Here is a 17068-nt window from a genome sequence, read left to right as displayed (position 1 = left end):
CCGCGTGCCGTGCCCGTGCAGGACGCGTGCCGCTCGGCTACGCGGGAGTGTCGAGCCGCTGGTAGATCGCGTTCACGACGTCGTCGCCGAGCGAGAAGAAATTCTCCGCGCCGATCTGGTCATACGCGCCGCTGCGGCGCAGCGTCTGCAGCGGTTCGTCCTTCATGTGGAAGAGGTAGAGGCCGCCGCCCAGCGCGCGCCGGCGCCGCGCCTCGTGCACCAGCATGTGTGCGCCGGCGAGGTCGATGAAGTTGATGCCCGAACCCACCAGCAGCAAGTGCCGATGCGCCGGGTTGCGCTCGTCGATCTGCTGCAACGCCTCTTGCAGATGGTTGACCGCCCCGAAGAAGATCGAGCCGTTGATGCGCACCATCTTGAGCCGCGGGCAGTCGGGCAGGCCGGTGGCGGCACTGAAGGCCGGAGGCCACTGGCCCGGAAACGGTTTCACGTCTTCCAGACCCGGCTTGGACGTGCGGTTCAGGTAGAGCATGAGCGACAGCAGCACGCCGATGTAGATCGCGAACTCGAGCTGCAGGGTCAGCGTGGCGATCAGCGTCGCCAGCAGCACGGCCGCTTCCTGGCGGCTGGCCCGCACGATCTCGGCCATGTGGTGAAAGTCGATGAGGCCCCAGGCCACGACGAACAGGATGCCGGCCATCGCCGCGATCGGCAGGTACTTCGCCAGCGGCGCGAGGAAGAGCACGATCAACAACAGGAAGACGGCCGAAAACACCGCCGCGAGCGGCGTGCGTGCGCCCGACGCGTAGTTCAGCCCCGTGCGGTTGAACGAACCGCTCGACGCATAGCCCGAGAAGAAGCTCCCGATCAGGTTGGACAAGCCCTGGCCGATGAATTCCTGATTGCCGTCGATGCGCTGCTCGGCCTTGACCGCGATCGCGCGCGCGATCGAGACCGCTTCGGTCAAGGCCAGCAAAGCCACGGCCACGGCGATCGGTATCAGCTGTTCGAGCGTGCCGGGCGAAAAGTCGGGCATCGAGAACGGTGGCAGGCCCACCGACAGCGCGCCGATGCTGGTGATGCCCGTGCGTGCCTCACCACCGAACACCAGGTTGAGCACCAGCGCCGCCAGGCTGCCCGCGAGCATCGCGGAGATCATGTGCGGCAGGCGCGGCAACCAGCGCTTCGTGGCCACGCTGGCCAGCACGGTGATCACCGCCACGCCGGTGATGAAGGGGTTGATGCGGTCGAGTTGCGTCACCAGTCCCGTCATCACCTCGAGCACCGAGGCGCCGCGGGGAATCGGCAGGCCGAAAAAATTCTTCACCTGGCTGATCGCGATGAGCACCGCCGCGCCGGCCGTGAAGCCGATCACCACCGTGTGCGAAACGAAGTTGACCAGCGTGCCCAGCCTGAGCACGCCGAGCGCGAGCTGGATCACGCCGACCAGGAAGGTGAGCGTGAGCACCAGCCGCACGTATTCGGCGCTGCCCGCCGCCGCGAGCGGACTGATCGTGGCGAAGATGACGATGGAAATCGCGGTCGTCGGCCCCGACACCAGGTGCCACGACGAGCCCCACAGCGCCGCCACGATGGCCGGCACCATGGCCGCGTACAGGCCGTACTCCGGCGGCATGCCGGCGATGGTGGCGAAGGCCACGCCCTGCGGCACGAGCACGATGCCGCCGGTGAGGCCGGCGATGAGATCGAAGCGCAGCGTGCGCCGGTCGACCCGCGACGACCAGCGCAAAAAGGGCAGCAGCCGGATCAGCCAGGGCGCACCGGCAATGGTTTTCACGGCGCCAGTATGCCGCCGGCCCCACCCGGCGGTGCCCGCAGGACAGGCCTCACGACGGCTCGGTGGCAGACGCCAGATCGATCAACTTCAGACGCTGCACCTTGCCCGACGGGCCGCGCGGCAGATCGCTCACGAAGCGGAAGAGCTTCGGCGTCTTGTAGCGGCCCAGATGTTCGACACAGAAAACACGCAGCTCTTCTTCACTGCAGCGCTCGCCCTCGCGCAGGATCACGCAGGCCATGATCTCCTGGCCGTAGTGCCGGTCGGGAATACCCACCGAAGCGGCATCCAGCACGGCCGGGTGGCGCAGCAGCGCCTCGTCGATCTCGCGCGGCGCGATGTTCTCCCCGCCCTTGATGATCAGCTCCTTGATGCGCCCGGTGACGAAGAAGAAACCATCAGCGTCGCGCCGTCCGAGGTCACCCGAGCGCAGCCAGCCCTCGGCAAAGAAAGCCCCGGCCGTGGCCTCGGGGTTCTTGTAGTACCCGGACATCACTTGCGGGCCGCGCATGACGAGCTCGCCGGTCTCGCCGTCGGGCAGTTCCTTGCCGCTCTCATCGACGATGCGCGCCTCGCAGCCCGAGGCGCGGCCCACCGAGCCGATTTTGCGCAGTGTCTGATCGATGGGGTTGCTGAAGGCGGGGGCGACGGTTTCGGTGAAACCCATCGTCTCGACGATGCCGATGCCGAACTTGTCCTCGAAGGCGCGGTGGTGCTCCGGCGGCAGCGCAGCCGAGGCCGAGCGGCAAAAGCGCACCGCCGCCAGTTCGCTGCGTGCGAGCGGCGTATCGGCCGGCGTGCCCTCGAGCAGATAGGAAATCATGGTCGGCACCACGTTGATCCACGTGCAGCGATGCGCCGCCACCATGGGCCAGAAGCCCGCGGTGGAAAACTTCGCCGGCATGACCAATGCACCCGCATGCGCGATCGGCGCCAGCAGGGTCACGGCGAACGCGTTGATGTGATAGAGCGGCAGCACGGCCGCGACCCGATCATCACGCTGCAGAAGGTGCTCGGCGCTGATCGCACGCGCATTGGCGCACAGGTTCGATTGCGTGAGCATCACGCCCTTGGGCTTGCCCGTGGTGCCCGAGGTGTACATGAGCAGCGCCATCGCCGAGGCAAGCGCCGTCGGCGCGGACTGCGCCGAATCGACCTCGCTCTCGCCTTCGATGGCCTCGGCGTCCGGATCGACGGCGATCAACTGCACCTTGCGGTCCATCCGCCTCAGCAGCGCCTGCACACGCTCCATCCAGTCGGGCGCGACGACGATCAGCTTGCAGTCGGAATGCTCCAGCACATAGAGCATCTGCTCGGGCTGCGACAGCAGGTTCACCGGGTTCACGCACCATCCGCCGTACATCGCGCCGAGCAGCACGCGCACCGTCTGCCGGCCGTTGGGCATGACCACCGAGACGGTGTCGCCGCTTGCCAGACCGGCCCGCGCCAGCAGCGCCGAGATGCGCCGGCAAGAGCGCTGCAGTTCGCCGTAGTTCATCTCTCGGCCGCTCTCGGCGCCGATGAAGTAAGGCAGTTCCGCCGCGTCGGCGGCACGCGCGTCGATCAGCGCGGCGATGGTTTCGGGAGTTTGCATTTCAGTGGGTCCACCGTGCTTAGCGCGAGGCTTGGTGCATGAAGTGTTGACAAGGCTCGAGGGCTTGGGATTGGCGCTTCGCAGACGTTCTTTTGACTGTCAGGCGTTTGGTCGGCTGGAGCGAAGCCGTGGGCAGGTGTCCGGCGGCGCGCCTGTGCGGCGGCGAGCAGCGCAGGGCTCGTGGCCGGCGCGCGCCAGCGCGCTTCGTCAACTGACTCGTCGCGCTGTCTGAGCGCAGCGAACGTAGTGAGCGTAGCGAGTTCCGCGACGCAGCCACGAGCCCGAGCAGCGCAGCGCAGTCGGTCCGCAGGGCCGACCGCCGCACTGAAACGAAGCCCGCCGCCCGCCCGCGGCTTTGCTTCCCCCCAACACCCGAAAGGCCATAGCAACACAAGCCAACGTCAAGCATCGGCCCGACCCGAAATCCATCCAAACCGAACTCAGAAACATTCATCTCAACGGCCGTACTTCTCGAAAAACTTCCCCAGCACCTCATCGTCCGTCGGCACGACCTCCGCAATCGGCCGCGCAATGCGTGTGGTGTTGAGGTAGTGCCGGTAATTCATGTTGTCGGAAAAGTTGTTGCCTCCCCAGGTGCCGCAGCCCATCGAGAGCGAAAACGGCAGGCCGTTGTCGAAGCTGCCGCCGGTGGCGATGCAGTGCGCCTGATTGACGATGACCCGCGCGACGGCCAGGTTCAGCCCGAGATCGAGCGCGCGCTCGTCCCGCGTGCTGTGCAACGACACCGAATGGCCGGCGCCCTGGTGGGCGTAGATGCGCTCGACGATCTGCTTGGCGTCGTCGAAGTCGCGGGCGCGGTACACCGCCAGCACGGGAGATAGCTTCTCGCCGGAATAGGGATGCGCGGGGCCGATCCCGGCCTCTTCGACCATGAGCACGCTCGGCTCGCCCAGGTAGTCGAGACCGGCGCCGCGAGCGATGGCCTGCGCCGACTGCCCGATGGCGCGCGAAGACAACTTGCCGTCCGGCCACATCAGCTTTTGCACCGCGGCCTTCTGGTCGGCATCGAGCAGCACCGCGCCGCAGGCGGCCAGCGCAGCGAGCATGCGGTCGTACACCGCATCGACCAGCACCACGCTGTTTTCCGACGAGCAACTGGTGGCGTTGTCGAAGGTCTTGGAGCGCACGATCTTCTCGGCCGCGGCGTCGCAATCGGCTGTTTCGTCGACGATGGAAGCGACGTTGCCGGCGCCCACGCCGAAGGCTGGCGTGCCGCTCGCGTAGGCGTTTCTCACGTTGCTCTGCGAGCCCGTGACGACGACCAGATCGCACTGCTGCATGAGCGCCTGGGTCGAGGCCTTGGAGATCGGCGCCGGCAGCATCTGCACCAGGTCGCGAGGCGCGCCGATGCGGTCGAACTCCGCGTGGATGTATTCGAGCAGCAGCGCGCAGGCCGTCACCCCCTTGGGACTCGGCGCGACGATCACCGCATTGCGGCCCTTGAGCGCGTTGATGATCTTGTTGGCCGGTGTCGCGGCCGGGTTGGTCGAGGGGGTGATGGCCGCCACCACGCCGACCGGGCGGGCGATTTCCACCAGCCCCTTGGCGCGGTCTTCGGAGATCACACCGACGCTGGGCGCGTCCTTCAGATCGCGCAACAGGCCGAGCGTCTTGCGGTAGTTCTTGCGGATCTTGTCGTCGACGTTGCCGATGCCGGTGTCCGCAACGGCCAGCTCGGCCAGCGCGCGGTTGCGCGTCGGCTCCATGATGGCCCAGCCGGCGGCGGCAACGAGCTCGTCGGTGCGGGCCTGGTCGTAGCCGTTTGCAACCTGTTGGGCGGCGTGGGCGCGGGCGACGAGCGCGGCCACGGGATCGGCCGCGTTGTCGGGTGAGGCGGAGCGGGCGGTGTATGAGACGGTGGCCATGGGTGGCTTTCGATCGAAAAGGTGATGAAGAAAAAACTCAGGGGCGCGCCGGCTTCGACTCTTGCGGCTTCGGCGGCGGGCGCCAGCGATGCAGGGCCGAGCGCAAGACCGGATAGGCCAGCCCGAAGAAGGACAAGGCCATGATCACGGCGCTGATCGGGCGGGTGAAGAACACCGTCCAGTCGTTGTCGTAGCTCACCATCGTCGTCATGAAGTTGCTCTCGGCCAGCGGACCGAGGATGCTGCCGAGCACGAGCGGCGCGATCGGGAACTTGAACCGCTCGAAGAGAAAGCCGACGACGCCGAAGGCCGAGATGACGTACAGGTCCGTCAGGCTGTTGCGCGCCGCGAAGGCGCCGACAAAGCAGAACAGCACCACGAAGGCCGAGACGATGGCCTCCGGCGCGTCGAGCACCTTGCACAGCGGCTTGATCGCGAAATAGCCGAGCACGCACATGCCGATGAGCGCCACGAACACCGAGGCGAACACGGTGTAGACCAGGTCCGGGCTGTTCACGAACACCTGCGGGCCGGGTTGAATGCCGTGCAGCAGGAAGGCCGCAAGGATGATCGCCGTCGCGCCGCTGCCCGGGATGCCCATGGCCAGTAGCGGCACCAGCGCGCCGCCCACCGAGGCGGTGGCGGCCGACTTCGCCACGACGATGCCTTCTGGCACACCGGTGCCCAGCGCCTTGCCGTTCTTGCCGTACTGGCTCTCGATGCCGTATGCCACGAAGGCCGACACCGTGGCGCCGGCGCCCGGCACGATGCCCACGATGATGCCGGTGAGCGTGCCGCGCAGCAGCGTGTACTTCATGCGCAGCGTTTCCTTGAGGCTCGGCAATGCCGTCTTGAAGCGCGAGGGGTCGCCCGCATCGGCCGCAGCCTCGCTCTTGAAGCCGGTGTTCAGCCGCGTCATCACCTCGCCGATGCCATAGGCCCCCACCATCACGAGCAGGAACTCGATGCCATCGAGCAGGAAAGGCTGGTTGAAGGAGAAGCGCTCTGCGCCGTAGATCGATTCAACGCCCACGGTCGCGAGAAACAGGCCCAGGCACAGGCTGATCAGCGAATTGACCACCGAGCCGCCCGACAGCGCCACCACGCTCGCCAGCCCGAAGAACACGACGGCGAAGAACTCGGGCGAGGAAAACTTGAGCGCGATGAGCGCCACCGGCTTGGCCAGCGCCACCATGATCACGGCCGAGACCAGCCCGCCGATCAGCGCGGACGAGAGCGACCAGCCGAGCGCCTTGGCCGCTTCGCCGCGGCGCGTCATGGCGTAGCCGTCCCACAACAGCGGCACGTCCATCGGCTCGCCCGGAATGCGGAACAGGATCGCCGTCATCGCCCCCGCGTAGGTGCCGGAAACGTACATCGCCGTGAGCAAAATCAGCGCCGGCGCCACGCCCATCTTGTAGGTGAACGGCAAAGCCAGCACCACGCCCATGACCAGCGTGAGCCCGGGCAGCACGGCGACCAGCATGCCGAGCACCAGGCCGATCACCATGACCAGCAGGTTGAACGGCGTGAAGATCGTGGCCAGGCCGCCGAGAAGGTTGATCAGGACGTCCATGTTTTCCTACTTCACGCCGATGAGGGCGAGCAGCGCCGTCGAGAGGCTGAGGAACGGCCCTTCGCCCAGCGGCAGTGAGATGTAGGCCACCCGCATGAAGACGACGACCAGGACGAAGGCGCCGATACCGCTGATCGCCAGTGCGGCGAGCGGCCGCCGGTAGCCGCCGAGCCACATGAAAGCGGCCAGGAACAGCGCCGTGGTCACGAAGAAGCCGAGCCAAGGCACCACGACGACGTAACCGACGATCAGCGCCGTGCCGGCCCACAGCAATCGCGGGTACTCGGGCTCGGGCACCGGCGCGCTGGCCATGGTGGGATCGACGGCCTCGGCCGGGTTGCGCTCGAGCTCGCCGGTCAGCCCGGTGGCATCGACGCTGTTGTGCACCACCAGCCGCTTGACGATTTCGTACAGGCAGAGCAGGCCCATGAAGCCGATGACCAGCTTGGGCCAGAAATCGGGGCCGATGCGCCCCCCGGTGCCGCTGGTGTCGATCTGCGTCGCCGCCCAATACAAGGCGACCGAGACGAGCAACATCACGGAATGCGGCAGCACGAGTCGCAAGCGTTCAGGCATGGGGGCTTCTTTCGGATGAGTGCCGGGCGCCCCAGGGGCCACCGGGCTGTGCGACCGGGTAGCGGGCGCTCAGTGCAGCCCGCCGCCCATGGGTCGCTCAGGACTTCTTCTGCAGGTTTGACTCGATGAGCTTGAGCTCGTTGGCGAAGAACGCGTCGGTCTTCGCGGCCGGCACGAAGCTGTCGGCGAAGGCCAGTTCGTCTTCCAGGTAGTTCTTGAAGTCGTCGCTGCGCACGGCCTTCTCGACCGCCGCGGCCATCACCGCCACCTGCTTCGGATCGGTGCCCGCGCGCATGACGATCGAGCGGAACTGGCTGATCATGATCGGAAATCCGTGGTCCTTGGCCAGCGCCACCTTCTCGTGGCCGCGCTGCGGCTGATCGGAGAAGAACACGAGCGGGCGCATCTGGTTGCTCTCGAGGAAGGAGCGCAGATCGCCGGCCTGCTCGACCACCACGTCGGCATGGCCGCCGAGGATGGAGGCATAGCGCTCGCCCGGCTTGGCGAAGGGCACGAGGCGGAACTTGGAGCCTTTCTGATTCATCTGCATGACCTGGATCTCGTCCGGGCTGCCGAAACCGGTGATGCCCACCTTGAGCTCGTTCTTCCTGGAATCGGCGAGCAGATCGTCGAAGGTTTTCCACTTGGCGTCGTTCTTGACGAACAGGCCCGTCGGCTGGCGAATGATCACCCCCAGCGGCACGATGTCGTCGAGTTTCCAGCGCCCGCCGCCACCGGCCAGCGTGCCCATCGTGTCGCCGATGAACGTGGCCATGGAGTAGCCGTCGGGCGGCGAATTGAGCAGCTTGCTCATGCCGGTGTTTCCGGTCGCGCCGGGCACGTTGATGATGGGGAACGACGTGCCCAGATCCTCTTCGAGCAGCCGGGCGATGCGCCGCGAGACCTGGTCGGCGCCACCGCCGGCACCCCACGGCACGATGAACTCGATCGGCCTCGAGGGGTACTTGTCCTGCGCCCAGGCCATGCCCGGCAGCGCGGCCGCACCGGCCATGGAAGCACCCGCCAACAGCAGCGAGCGGCGAGAGTTTGCGTGAGAGGTCAGGCGGTCTCGGCTCATGTGTGTCTCCTTCGTCTTGTGGACGGTTGGCGGTTTCGGTGCTTCAATGCAACCCAGCGAGAATGCACAAGATAGTGCAGATCGCGGTGCAATAGAATATCGTTTTCCGATAAATCAAATGCATTGGATCGGGGATAACCATGGAGAGCAATCTCAGCAACTCGGCGGCGGTGCGGTCGTTTCGGGTGCTCGACGTCGTCGCCCAGCACGAGAACGGCTGCAGCCTGATGGAGATCGCCGAGGCGGTCGAGCTGCCCAAGCAGACCGTGCACCGGCTCGTCGCACAGCTTGAGGTGGCCGGCCTGCTGATCCGCGAGCCGCGCAGCCGCCGGCTGCAAATGGCCAGCCGCCTCGAGCGCTTCGCCATCGCCACGCTCATGAACGGGCCGGCACGCCGCGAGCGCCACGCCATCCTGAGCACCCTTGTGCACAGCACCGGCGAGACCTGCAACCTCACGGCGCTCGCCGGCACCGACATCGTCTATCTCGATCGTGTGGAAACCGAGTGGCCGCTGCGCATGATGCTGACGGCCGGCTCGCACGTGCCGCTGCACGCCACTTCGAGCGGCAAGCTGCTCGCCAGCCTGCTGCCCAAGCCGCAGCGCGACCGCCTGCTCGCCAACATGTGGCTGCGCGGCTTCACGCAGAACACCATCGTCGATCGCGACGCGCTGGAGCGCGAGCTGATCGAGACGCGCAAGCGGCGCATCGGCATCAACCGCGCCGAGCACCTGCGCGGCATGTGCGGCGTGTCGGTGCCGGTCATGATCGACCGGCAGCGCGCATGTGCGGCCGTGGCCATCCAGGCGCCGGAGGGCCGCATGACGCTCGACGAGCTGATGGGCCACGTGCCGCGCCTGCGCGAGGCGGCCGAGGCGATCGGGGCGACGTTCGGGTTGTAGCTTCCTCCCCGCCGCAGCGCCGCCGCACTATCCGATCGGAACCCGTACGACCTAAGGGGCGCTTACCCACGAGGGGATCGGACGACGCGTCTGCGGATGACGCGCCAGTTCTTGTTCCAGCGCCGCGGCGATAGCAAGGACCTTCGCGTCCGACCCCACCGGACCCACAACCTGGATTCCGAATGGCATGCCCATGTGATCGAGACCGCAGGGCAGGCTCACGATGCTGGGCAGCGCGAGCGACAGCAGATACGTGATCGCGTACCAGCTCATGTACGTCGGCAGCTTCACCCCATTGATCGAATCCGGGTACAACTTCGCATGTGCGAACGGCGAGATTGCCGCCGTGGGGCAGATCAGCACGTCGATCTCTTCGAACATGCGGTTGAAGCGCTGGTAGATCAACGCTTGCTCCAACTGCGCGCGGGCCACATCGGCGATGGAGAACCTCAAACCCCGTTCGACGTTGTCGACCACGTTAGACCCCAGCAGCTCACGATGATTCTCCAGGTGCTCGCTATGGTTCGTTACGAAGTTGAGGCCGCGGATCACCTCGAAAATCTCCATCGCATTGCCCAGCGCGGGATCGCGCGTCTCGGCGGACCGAAAGGCGCTGCGCAACAGGGCGCTTCTCGCATCGAAGACCCCAGCGATGTCGCGGTCCATCGGGGCGCATCCCAGATCGACCGAGAACGCCGCCTTGAGCGTAGACAGGTCTGCGGGCTCGAGTTGCGCGGGGATGCTCTGGTGATCGTCAGAGGAGAACGGATCCAGCTTGTCCGTGCCGATCTCGGCCTTAAGCAACATATGTGCATCGGCGACCGTGCGTGCCATCGGGCCCAGGACAGACATCGGCGAGAAGAGCGCCGTTCGCGCCGGGTAGGGAACCAAGCCGGGCGACGGGCGAAAGCCGACCACACCGCAAAACGCCGCGGGGGTGCGCAGGGAACCACCATAGTCCGAACCTGTGGCGAGGGGCACCATCCCCGACGCCAGGGCGACGGCCGATCCGCCGGACGAGCCGCCGCAGGTTTTCTCGCTGTCGAACGGATTGCCTGTCGCACCGTAAACGCGGTTCGTGGTGTTCGAGCCCGCACCGAATTCGGGCGTGTTTGTCTTGCCCATCACGATGCCGCCCGCCGAGCGGATACGGCGGACATGAACGTCATCCTCGTCAGGAACGAAATCCTTGTAGATGAGCGAACCCCAGGTCGTGGTGAGACCCGCAGTGGCGTCCAGATCTTTGACGCCGACCGGCAGGCCATGCAGCAGACCGAGCGGGCCGCCCTTGACGACGGCGTCCTGGGCGACTTGCGCCTGTCTTCGCGCCCGCTCGAGGTCGAGCGCCACGAACGCATTGAGCCGCGTGTCTTGCTCGGCAATTCGTCTCGCACAACTTTCGAGCAGTTCAACCGGCGATAGCGCCTTGATGCCGATCAACCGACGGGCCTGCGCGGCGGACAAGTCACAGGGTTGCGACATGGTGGTGCTCTTCTTCTGCTCGTGCGGTGAGGTTCACCTGCCCTCCAACGCGAAGGTCTTGACCAGTTCCTCGTCAAGCTGGTCGAGAAGGTCCTGCTCGATCTCCCGCAGCTCCGCAGAGCTTGCCTGGCGAGGATGAGGGGCGTTGATCCGGATGGAGGCCTTGATCTTCCCGGGACTGGCCGTCATGACGAGTATCCGGTCGGCCAGGAAGATCGCCTCGGGCACCGAGTGGGTGATGAAGACGATCGTCCTTCGATGGGCTTGGCAGATCTGCAGCAGTTGTCGCTGAAGGTGCCGACGCGTCAAGGCATCGAGTGCGCCGAAAGGCTCGTCCATCAGGATAACCGAGGGCTCGGTCGCGAAGGCGCGCGCGATCGCAACGCGCTGCTTCATTCCCCCGGACAGTTCATTGACCTGCTTGCCCGCGAAGTCGGCCAGCCCGACCGAGCGCAAGTACTCCAGCGCGATCACGCGCCGCTCCGCGCGCGAGACACCCTTGCGCTCGAGACCGAACTCGACGTTCTCGATCACGTTGAGCCAAGGAAACAAGGCATAGCTCTGGAACACCATGCCACGGTCGATGTCAGGCGCGGTAATGCGGCTTTCGCCGACCACGGCTTCGCCGCTTGTCGGCTGACTGAAACCCGCCAGGATGTTGAGCAACGTGCTCTTTCCGCATCCGGAAGGACCGACGATCACCACGAATTCACCGGCCTCGATCTCCAGATTGACAGGCTCGAGAGCCACGACGGATGTACCGGACGCGCTCTGGTACGTTTTGGAGACGTTGCGAATCGAAATCGGCTTGCCTGTGCTGTCCGTCATTTCAGTCTCCGTGCGCAAAACGGCGGTGCAGCGCTCGAAAGCCCATGTCGAATGCCACACCCAGCAGGCCGATGGTCATCATGCCGACCAGAACCTGGTCCGCACGCAAGACTTCCATTCCATTGGCGATGAGGTAGCCCAAGCCGGAGCGCGCCGCCACCAGTTCGGCTGCGATGATGGAAGCCCAGCCGGTTCCGAATGCAATGCGCATGCCGACAATGATTGCCGGGAGAGACGCCGGGAGAATGATCTTGCGGAAAAGCGAGCTGGAATCCTTGCAGCCAAGCACCTGCCCGGCGTGCACGAGAACGGGATCGATCTGTTTCACACCGGCAATGGTGGCTATGAGCATAGGGAACACCGCACCGATGAACACGACAAAAATTTTGCCGGTTTCGTTGATGCCGAACCACAGGATCGCCAAGGGAATCCACGCCAGCGGAGAGATCGGCCTGAACAGCTCGACCACCGGATCGACGATACGTTCGAGCCGGCGCGAGCGGCCCATGGCGAGCCCCATCGGAATCGCGATCAAGCCTGCAATGCACCACGCCGCGACCACGCGGAACAGACTGATGCCGATATGCTGGAGCAGTTCGCCGCTGACAAGGAGCGTGAAAAACGTCTGTACCGCGAGCAAAGGCGGAGGCAGCAGGGAAACATGCGGCTCGAAGACCAGGACGACGGCCTGCCAAACCGCGAATACGCCCAAGAGGGCATAAAGCAGCGGCAGCCCGCCCCTCCACGCCGCCAGCAGACCTCGGCGCCGACCCTCAGTACCTCGCTCCTCGCGCGTCGGGCTGCTCGCAGCCGCGGCGTCGCTCATCGAATGACCTCGAGGGCCTTCTGGGCAAAACGAGGCTCCACATTCGGGTAGTCCTTCTCCTCGAGAATCTTGCCTTCCTTCATGAACTTGACGTAGGCATCAAGCGTCGCCTTCTCAGGCACCATATTTCGGTTGAAGACCGAGATTCCATTGGCGAGGGAAAAGGTGATCACCTTTTCGTCAAAGCCGATTTGCTTGGACCAAAGTTGCGTTGCGCCTTTCGGATCCTTGATGATGAAGTCGATGGCCCGAGCATTGGCCGTGACGAGATCTTGCACGACCTCCGGACGCTTCGCGAGGAAGTCGTTATGGACGTATTCGCCGTTGCCGACATAGTGACCTTGCATGATGGGCATGATCTCCTCGGCTTTCAACAGAACGCGGGAGTGACCGACTGCGAGCGCATTGGACACATGCGGATCCCAGGTGATACCGGCGTCCACGCTCTTGTTCAACAAGAGAGTCGGCACTTGCGCGCCGTCCGTCTTGAACAGCACGACATCGCTCTCCGTCATACCGGCGTCCGCCAGCGCCTTGAGCAGCAAGGGGTACTGCTGCGAGCCTTCTCCGGGAAAGGCGATCCTCTTGCCCTTCAACTCCGCAACGTTTTTGACCGGCGAATCTGTGGGGACGATCAGCGCTGTCTGCTCCAGCACCGTTATTGCGACGAGCGTTGCGGGAAGCCGTGCTGCGGCAATGACAGCCGGTCCCATGCCGGCCGATGAGATCTGCAACTCACCTGCCGCCATCGCCTGGTTCTGTGGGGCTCCGTACTTGAATGAGCGAAAGACAATCTTGACGTTGTGCTTCTTCTCGATGGGCTCCAGCAAACCGAGAGCCCTCGCGATGTAAATGGGTTGCATCGCTGGCTGCACACCATAGTTGACCGTTTCCTGAGCCTTGACCAAAGGCACGATGGCCAGCAGCATGAGGGCGGCAAACCTGAGCGTTGTCCTGCGTATATGAAAGCGCATGGTTCTCTCCAGAAATGGCTGTGGCTGGTCTCTTGGCGAACGAAGGTGTCGTTCACCTCATGCATAAGATAGTTGTTATCGCGGTGCGGCGGGGTCCCTTTTTTCGGTATATGAGATGCAAGGGGATCGGGGATAACCATGGAGAGGCATGACAGCAGTTCCGCAGGCTTGCGCGTAGCTGCACAGACAGAAGGCAAGCGCTCTTACCGCTGCCCCAGCACGCTCTCGTAGCGCCGCGCTCCCGTGCGCACATAGCGCAGCCGCGTGTCGGCGGCCTCGCCCCCGTAGCTGTAGCCCGTGCGCACGATGCGCAGAAGCGGGTGGCCGGCGGTCACGCCGAGCAGCGCCGCCACGTCGGCCGGTGCGGCCACCGCTTCGAGGTGCTCGACGATGCGCACCACCGTAATGCCGAAGCGCTGCTGCATCAAGCCGTACAAGGTCGTGTCGCGCTCGGAGAGTTCGTTGGCCGTGAGGCCCGCGAAGCGCGCGGCCGGCAGGCGGATGTCGTCGTACACGGTGGGCTTGCCGTCCAGGGCCAGCAGATTGCGCAGGCGCAGCACCGCGCTGCCCGTCGCCACGCCTAGGCGCTCGGCGGTGACCAGGGCAGCCAGTACACCAGCGAGCACTTCCAGCAGTTGCTCAAGGAACAAGGCATCACCTGCTCCATGAGCCGCGCCGGTGAGGTCTGGGACAACTCGGCAATGGAGAGCTTCTTCAGAAAGCCTGAAGACCGAGCGCACGGCCCGCAAAGTCTATCGGTCACGCGAGCAGGCCGGTCGGACGTGTTCGACTACATCGAGCGGTTCTACAACCCGACACGCCGGCACTCGACGCTCGGATACGTCAGCCCGATAGAGTTCGAGAAAGCTCAAAATGGACTGTCCCCGGCAAGCTAGACAAAGCCTGTCCTCACGCCGCTGCGAGTTCAAACGCCTCGGGACTGAGGCCGCCGAGATGGCTGTGGCGGCGCGTTCGGTTGTAGAAGACCTCGATGTAGTCGAAGACTTCGGCCCGGGCCACCTCCCGGGTCTTGTAGATCCGTTTGCGGATGCGTTCTTTCTTCAGGCTGCTGAAGAACGACTCCACGACCGCATTGTCCCAACAGTTGCCGCGCCGGCTCATGCTGGGCAGCAGGTTGTGCTCGCGGCAGAAGCGCTTGAAGTCGTCGCTGCCGAACTGGGTGAATTCAACCCGTCGTCGCAACACGTCCTGATTGGAGGTGTTGATGGGAGCGAAGAAGCTGAAGGCGGATCGATCGCTGCGCGAGAAGCTGCGCTCGCCAGGGCGACCGCCAGTGCTGCATCGAGCAGAGCGAGGGCCGTTCTGGAAGGCGATCGCGCAGGGGTACTCGAGCGAGGACGCAGCTGGCATTGCTGGCGTGTCGCAGGCCGTCGGCAACAGATGGTTCCGACAATGCGGCGGTATGCCTCCATCGAATCTTGCACCGTCCGCGCCGGAGCCAACAGGCCGCTACCTATCCTTCGCAGAGCGTGAGCGGATTGCGCTGGCGCTCGCTCGTGGAGAGGGCGTTCGGGCAATCGCACGACAACTGGGACGAGCTGCATCGACGATCTCTCGTGAGCTGCGGCGCAACGCGGCCACGCGCAGCGGCGGCCTCGAGTACCGGGCCCACACGGCGCAGTGGCATGCCGACCGCGCCGCAAGGCGACCCAAGCCTGCCAAACTCGTGACGAACCCGTTGTTGCGCTCGTACGTGCAGGATCGACTGGCCGGCAACATCGCGACTCCGGGCGGGCGAAGTATTGCTGGGCCGCAGGTGCAGTGGAAGGGGCGCCGACATGGACGCAGACAAGCCCGCCGCTGGTCACGGGCGTGGAGCCCTGAACAGATCGCACATCGCCTGCTGACTGACTTCCCCGACGACACTTCGATGCGCATCAGCCATGAGGCGATTTACCAGGCGCTGTACGTGCAAGGCCGCGGGGCCCTTCGCCGCGAGTTGACTGCCTGCCTGCGCACCGGCAGAGCGCTGCGCGTGCCCCGGGAGCGCGCGCGCAGTCGCGGCAAGTCCTTCGTGACGCCGGAGATCCTCATCAGCGAGCGGCCAGCCTGCGTCGAGGATCGCGCCGTGCCCGGCCACTGGGAAGGCGACCTCATCCTTGGGTTGGTGAGCTCGGCGATCGGCACCTTGGTCGAGAGAACGACGCGCTTTGCGATGCTGCTGCACCTTCCGCCCCAACCTGGCCACCGCCAGCAGCCGCGCGACAAGCGCGGTCCTGCGTTGGCCGGACATGGCGCCGAGGCCGTGCGTGACGCAATCACCCGAGCGATGGCCTCGTTGCCCGAGCAGCTTCGACGGTCACTGACCTGGGATCAGGGCTCCGAGATGAGCCAGCACGCGCTGCTCTCGATCGACACAGGTTTGAAGGTCTACTTCTGCGACCCGCAGAGCCCGTGGCAGCGAGGCACCAACGAGAACACCAACGGGCTGCTGCGGCAGTACTTCCCGAAGGGAACAGACCTCAGTGCACACCGCGCCAGCGACCTGAATGCGGTAGCCCTTGCGTTGAACACTCGACCACGCAAGACACTCGGCTGGCACACGCCGGCGGAAGCATTCAATGAACTGCTACGCTCGGCCGAGCAAAGCAGTGTTGCGACGACCCGTTGAACCTGGGCTGGCTGCCTTGGTCAGAGTGCACGATGACTTGACCTGCAGGCTTGCGCCGCCATACCGCCATCAACAGGGCATCGAGCGCCAGCTCGCGGCTTAGCGATGGCTTCATGGACCAGCCCACGACCTTGCGCGCGTACAGATCGACCACCACCGCGAGGTACAGCCAGCCCTGCCAAGTGCGGATGTAGGTGATGTCGGTCACCCAGACCTTGTTGGGTGCATCCACCGTGAACTGGCGCTGCAAGTGGTTGGGCGCGATGATCGACGGCCGTCCCGCGATGGCCCGGGGCGCTTTGTAGCCCCGCACGGCCTTGATCTTGTGGATGCGCATGATGCGCTCGACACGATGCAGGCCGCACGTCTCGCCCGTCTCGCGCAGGTCGCCGAAGACACGCCTTGCCCCGTACACGCCGTGACTGGCGGCGTAGGAGTGACGAATCATCTCGAGCAACCGCTGGTCCTCTCTGTATCGCTCGGACACAGGCTGGTGCAGCCATTGATAGAACCCCGCCCGCGCCACCTTCAGCACCCGGCACATCAAGGAGATGGCGAACTCGTGCCGATGCTCGTTCATGAAGCGGTACTTCACTCGGGGTCCCTGGCAAAGTACCGCGCGGCTTTTTTTAGAAGGTCCCGCTCCTCTTCGATGCGGCGCATCTGAGCGCGCAGGCGAAGAATCTCGCACTTGGCTTCCAATAACTCCTTGGACTGCCGCTCGCTTTGGTCGGGCGTGACCGCCTTGACCCACTTGTACAGGCTGTGCGCCGACACCCCCAAACGAGATGCGACGTCGGCCACGGAGTACCCCCGTTGACGGCCTCTTCCTTGAAATTCCGGTGTAAACCTCGCTGTTCCCACTGTCCGCCTCCTATGCTCAAAGGATAGGGACGGCTTGTCTATCGGACTAGGGGCAGTCCAAAAAGCTTAGGTCGGTGTCCATTCGAACCGGCAG

General features: G+C 65.0%; 14 protein-coding genes and 2 pseudogenes. 3 read left to right on the top strand and 13 right to left on the bottom strand.

Going from position 1 to position 17068, the window contains the following annotated elements; genetic code table 11:
- Nucleotides 1-37: 37 nt before the first annotated feature.
- The 6 genes from H0W40_RS02180 to H0W40_RS02155 form a co-directional block, all read right to left on the bottom strand.
- On the bottom strand, nucleotides 38-1756 hold the full coding sequence (locus H0W40_RS02180) for a SulP family inorganic anion transporter (RefSeq protein ID WP_292442705.1): 1719 nt from the start codon (nucleotides 1754-1756) through the stop codon (nucleotides 38-40).
- 49 nt (nucleotides 1757-1805) lie between these two features.
- Nucleotides 1806-3350 (bottom strand): AMP-binding protein, encoded by a 1545-nt coding sequence (locus H0W40_RS02175; RefSeq protein WP_292442702.1) that lies wholly within the window; start codon nucleotides 3348-3350, stop codon nucleotides 1806-1808.
- Nucleotides 3351-3805: 455 nt separating this feature from the next.
- Nucleotides 3806-5236, bottom strand: coding sequence for an aldehyde dehydrogenase family protein (locus H0W40_RS02170; protein ID WP_292442699.1), 1431 nt, complete (start codon nucleotides 5234-5236; stop codon nucleotides 3806-3808).
- Between the two features lie 37 nt (nucleotides 5237-5273).
- Entirely contained in the window at nucleotides 5274-6812 is a 1539-nt protein-coding gene (locus tag H0W40_RS02165; RefSeq protein ID WP_292442696.1) for a tripartite tricarboxylate transporter permease, read from the bottom strand.
- Between the two features lie 6 nt (nucleotides 6813-6818).
- A complete protein-coding gene (locus H0W40_RS02160) occupies nucleotides 6819-7388 on the bottom strand; it encodes a tripartite tricarboxylate transporter TctB family protein (protein ID WP_292442693.1) in 570 nt (189 codons plus the stop codon).
- Nucleotides 7389-7485: 97 nt separating this feature from the next.
- The gene (locus H0W40_RS02155) at nucleotides 7486-8466 is read right to left on the bottom strand and encodes a tripartite tricarboxylate transporter substrate binding protein (protein WP_292442691.1); all 981 of its coding nucleotides are present in this window, start codon (nucleotides 8464-8466) and stop codon (nucleotides 7486-7488) included.
- A gap of 140 nt (nucleotides 8467-8606) precedes the next feature.
- Here H0W40_RS02155 and H0W40_RS02150 point away from each other — a divergent pair, with 140 nt between their 5' ends.
- Nucleotides 8607-9368, top strand: coding sequence for an IclR family transcriptional regulator (locus H0W40_RS02150; protein ID WP_292442690.1), 762 nt, complete (start codon nucleotides 8607-8609; stop codon nucleotides 9366-9368).
- Between the two features lie 51 nt (nucleotides 9369-9419).
- On the opposite strand, the gene H0W40_RS02145 is transcribed toward H0W40_RS02150, so the two are convergent.
- The 5 genes from H0W40_RS02145 to H0W40_RS02125 form a co-directional block, all read right to left on the bottom strand.
- Complete coding sequence (locus H0W40_RS02145) at nucleotides 9420-10850, bottom strand: amidase (protein WP_292442687.1); 1431 nt, start codon at nucleotides 10848-10850, stop codon at nucleotides 9420-9422.
- Nucleotides 10851-10883: 33 nt separating this feature from the next.
- Nucleotides 10884-11696 carry an ABC transporter ATP-binding protein gene (locus tag H0W40_RS02140; protein WP_292442684.1) on the bottom strand — a complete coding sequence of 271 codons (813 nt, stop codon included), beginning with the start codon at nucleotides 11694-11696 and terminating at the stop codon, nucleotides 10884-10886.
- Nucleotides 11680-12504 (bottom strand): ABC transporter permease, encoded by an 825-nt coding sequence (locus H0W40_RS02135; RefSeq protein WP_292442681.1) that lies wholly within the window; start codon nucleotides 12502-12504, stop codon nucleotides 11680-11682. Before H0W40_RS02135 ends, H0W40_RS02140 begins: the two co-directional genes overlap by 17 nt.
- On the bottom strand, nucleotides 12501-13433 hold the full coding sequence (locus H0W40_RS02130) for an ABC transporter substrate-binding protein (RefSeq protein WP_292442678.1): 933 nt from the start codon (nucleotides 13431-13433) through the stop codon (nucleotides 12501-12503). Before H0W40_RS02130 ends, H0W40_RS02135 begins: the two co-directional genes overlap by 4 nt.
- 248 nt (nucleotides 13434-13681) lie before the next feature.
- A complete protein-coding gene (locus H0W40_RS02125) occupies nucleotides 13682-14128 on the bottom strand; it encodes a UTRA domain-containing protein (RefSeq protein ID WP_292442674.1) in 447 nt (148 codons plus the stop codon).
- Nucleotides 14129-14143: 15 nt separating this feature from the next.
- Here H0W40_RS02125 and H0W40_RS02120 point away from each other — a divergent pair, with 15 nt between their 5' ends.
- Nucleotides 14144-14374: an IS3 family transposase gene (locus tag H0W40_RS02120; protein ID WP_292442672.1), complete on the top strand. Its 231-nt coding sequence runs from the start codon at nucleotides 14144-14146 to the stop codon at nucleotides 14372-14374.
- A gap of 13 nt (nucleotides 14375-14387) precedes the next feature.
- On the opposite strand, the pseudogene H0W40_RS02115 reads toward H0W40_RS02120, so the two are convergent.
- Nucleotides 14388-14660 (bottom strand): annotated as a pseudogene (locus H0W40_RS02115) (IS3 family transposase); the annotation flags it as partial.
- 43 nt (nucleotides 14661-14703) lie between these two features.
- Between H0W40_RS02115 and H0W40_RS02110 the strand changes: the two are divergent.
- Nucleotides 14704-16110: an IS30 family transposase gene (locus H0W40_RS02110; RefSeq protein WP_292442670.1), complete on the top strand. Its 1407-nt coding sequence runs from the start codon at nucleotides 14704-14706 to the stop codon at nucleotides 16108-16110.
- A gap of 7 nt (nucleotides 16111-16117) precedes the next feature.
- On the opposite strand, the pseudogene H0W40_RS02105 reads toward H0W40_RS02110, so the two are convergent.
- A pseudogene (locus tag H0W40_RS02105) lies at nucleotides 16118-16974 on the bottom strand (IS3 family transposase); the annotation flags it as partial.
- Nucleotides 16975-17068: the final 94 nt, after the last annotated feature.

It is taken from the genome of Methylibium sp. (genome assembly GCF_013817345.1).
Taxonomy (GTDB): Bacteria; Pseudomonadota; Gammaproteobacteria; order Burkholderiales; family Burkholderiaceae_C; genus Methylibium.
Note: the sequence above shows the minus strand (reverse complement) of the source record. Positions and strands in the feature narration are given on the sequence as shown.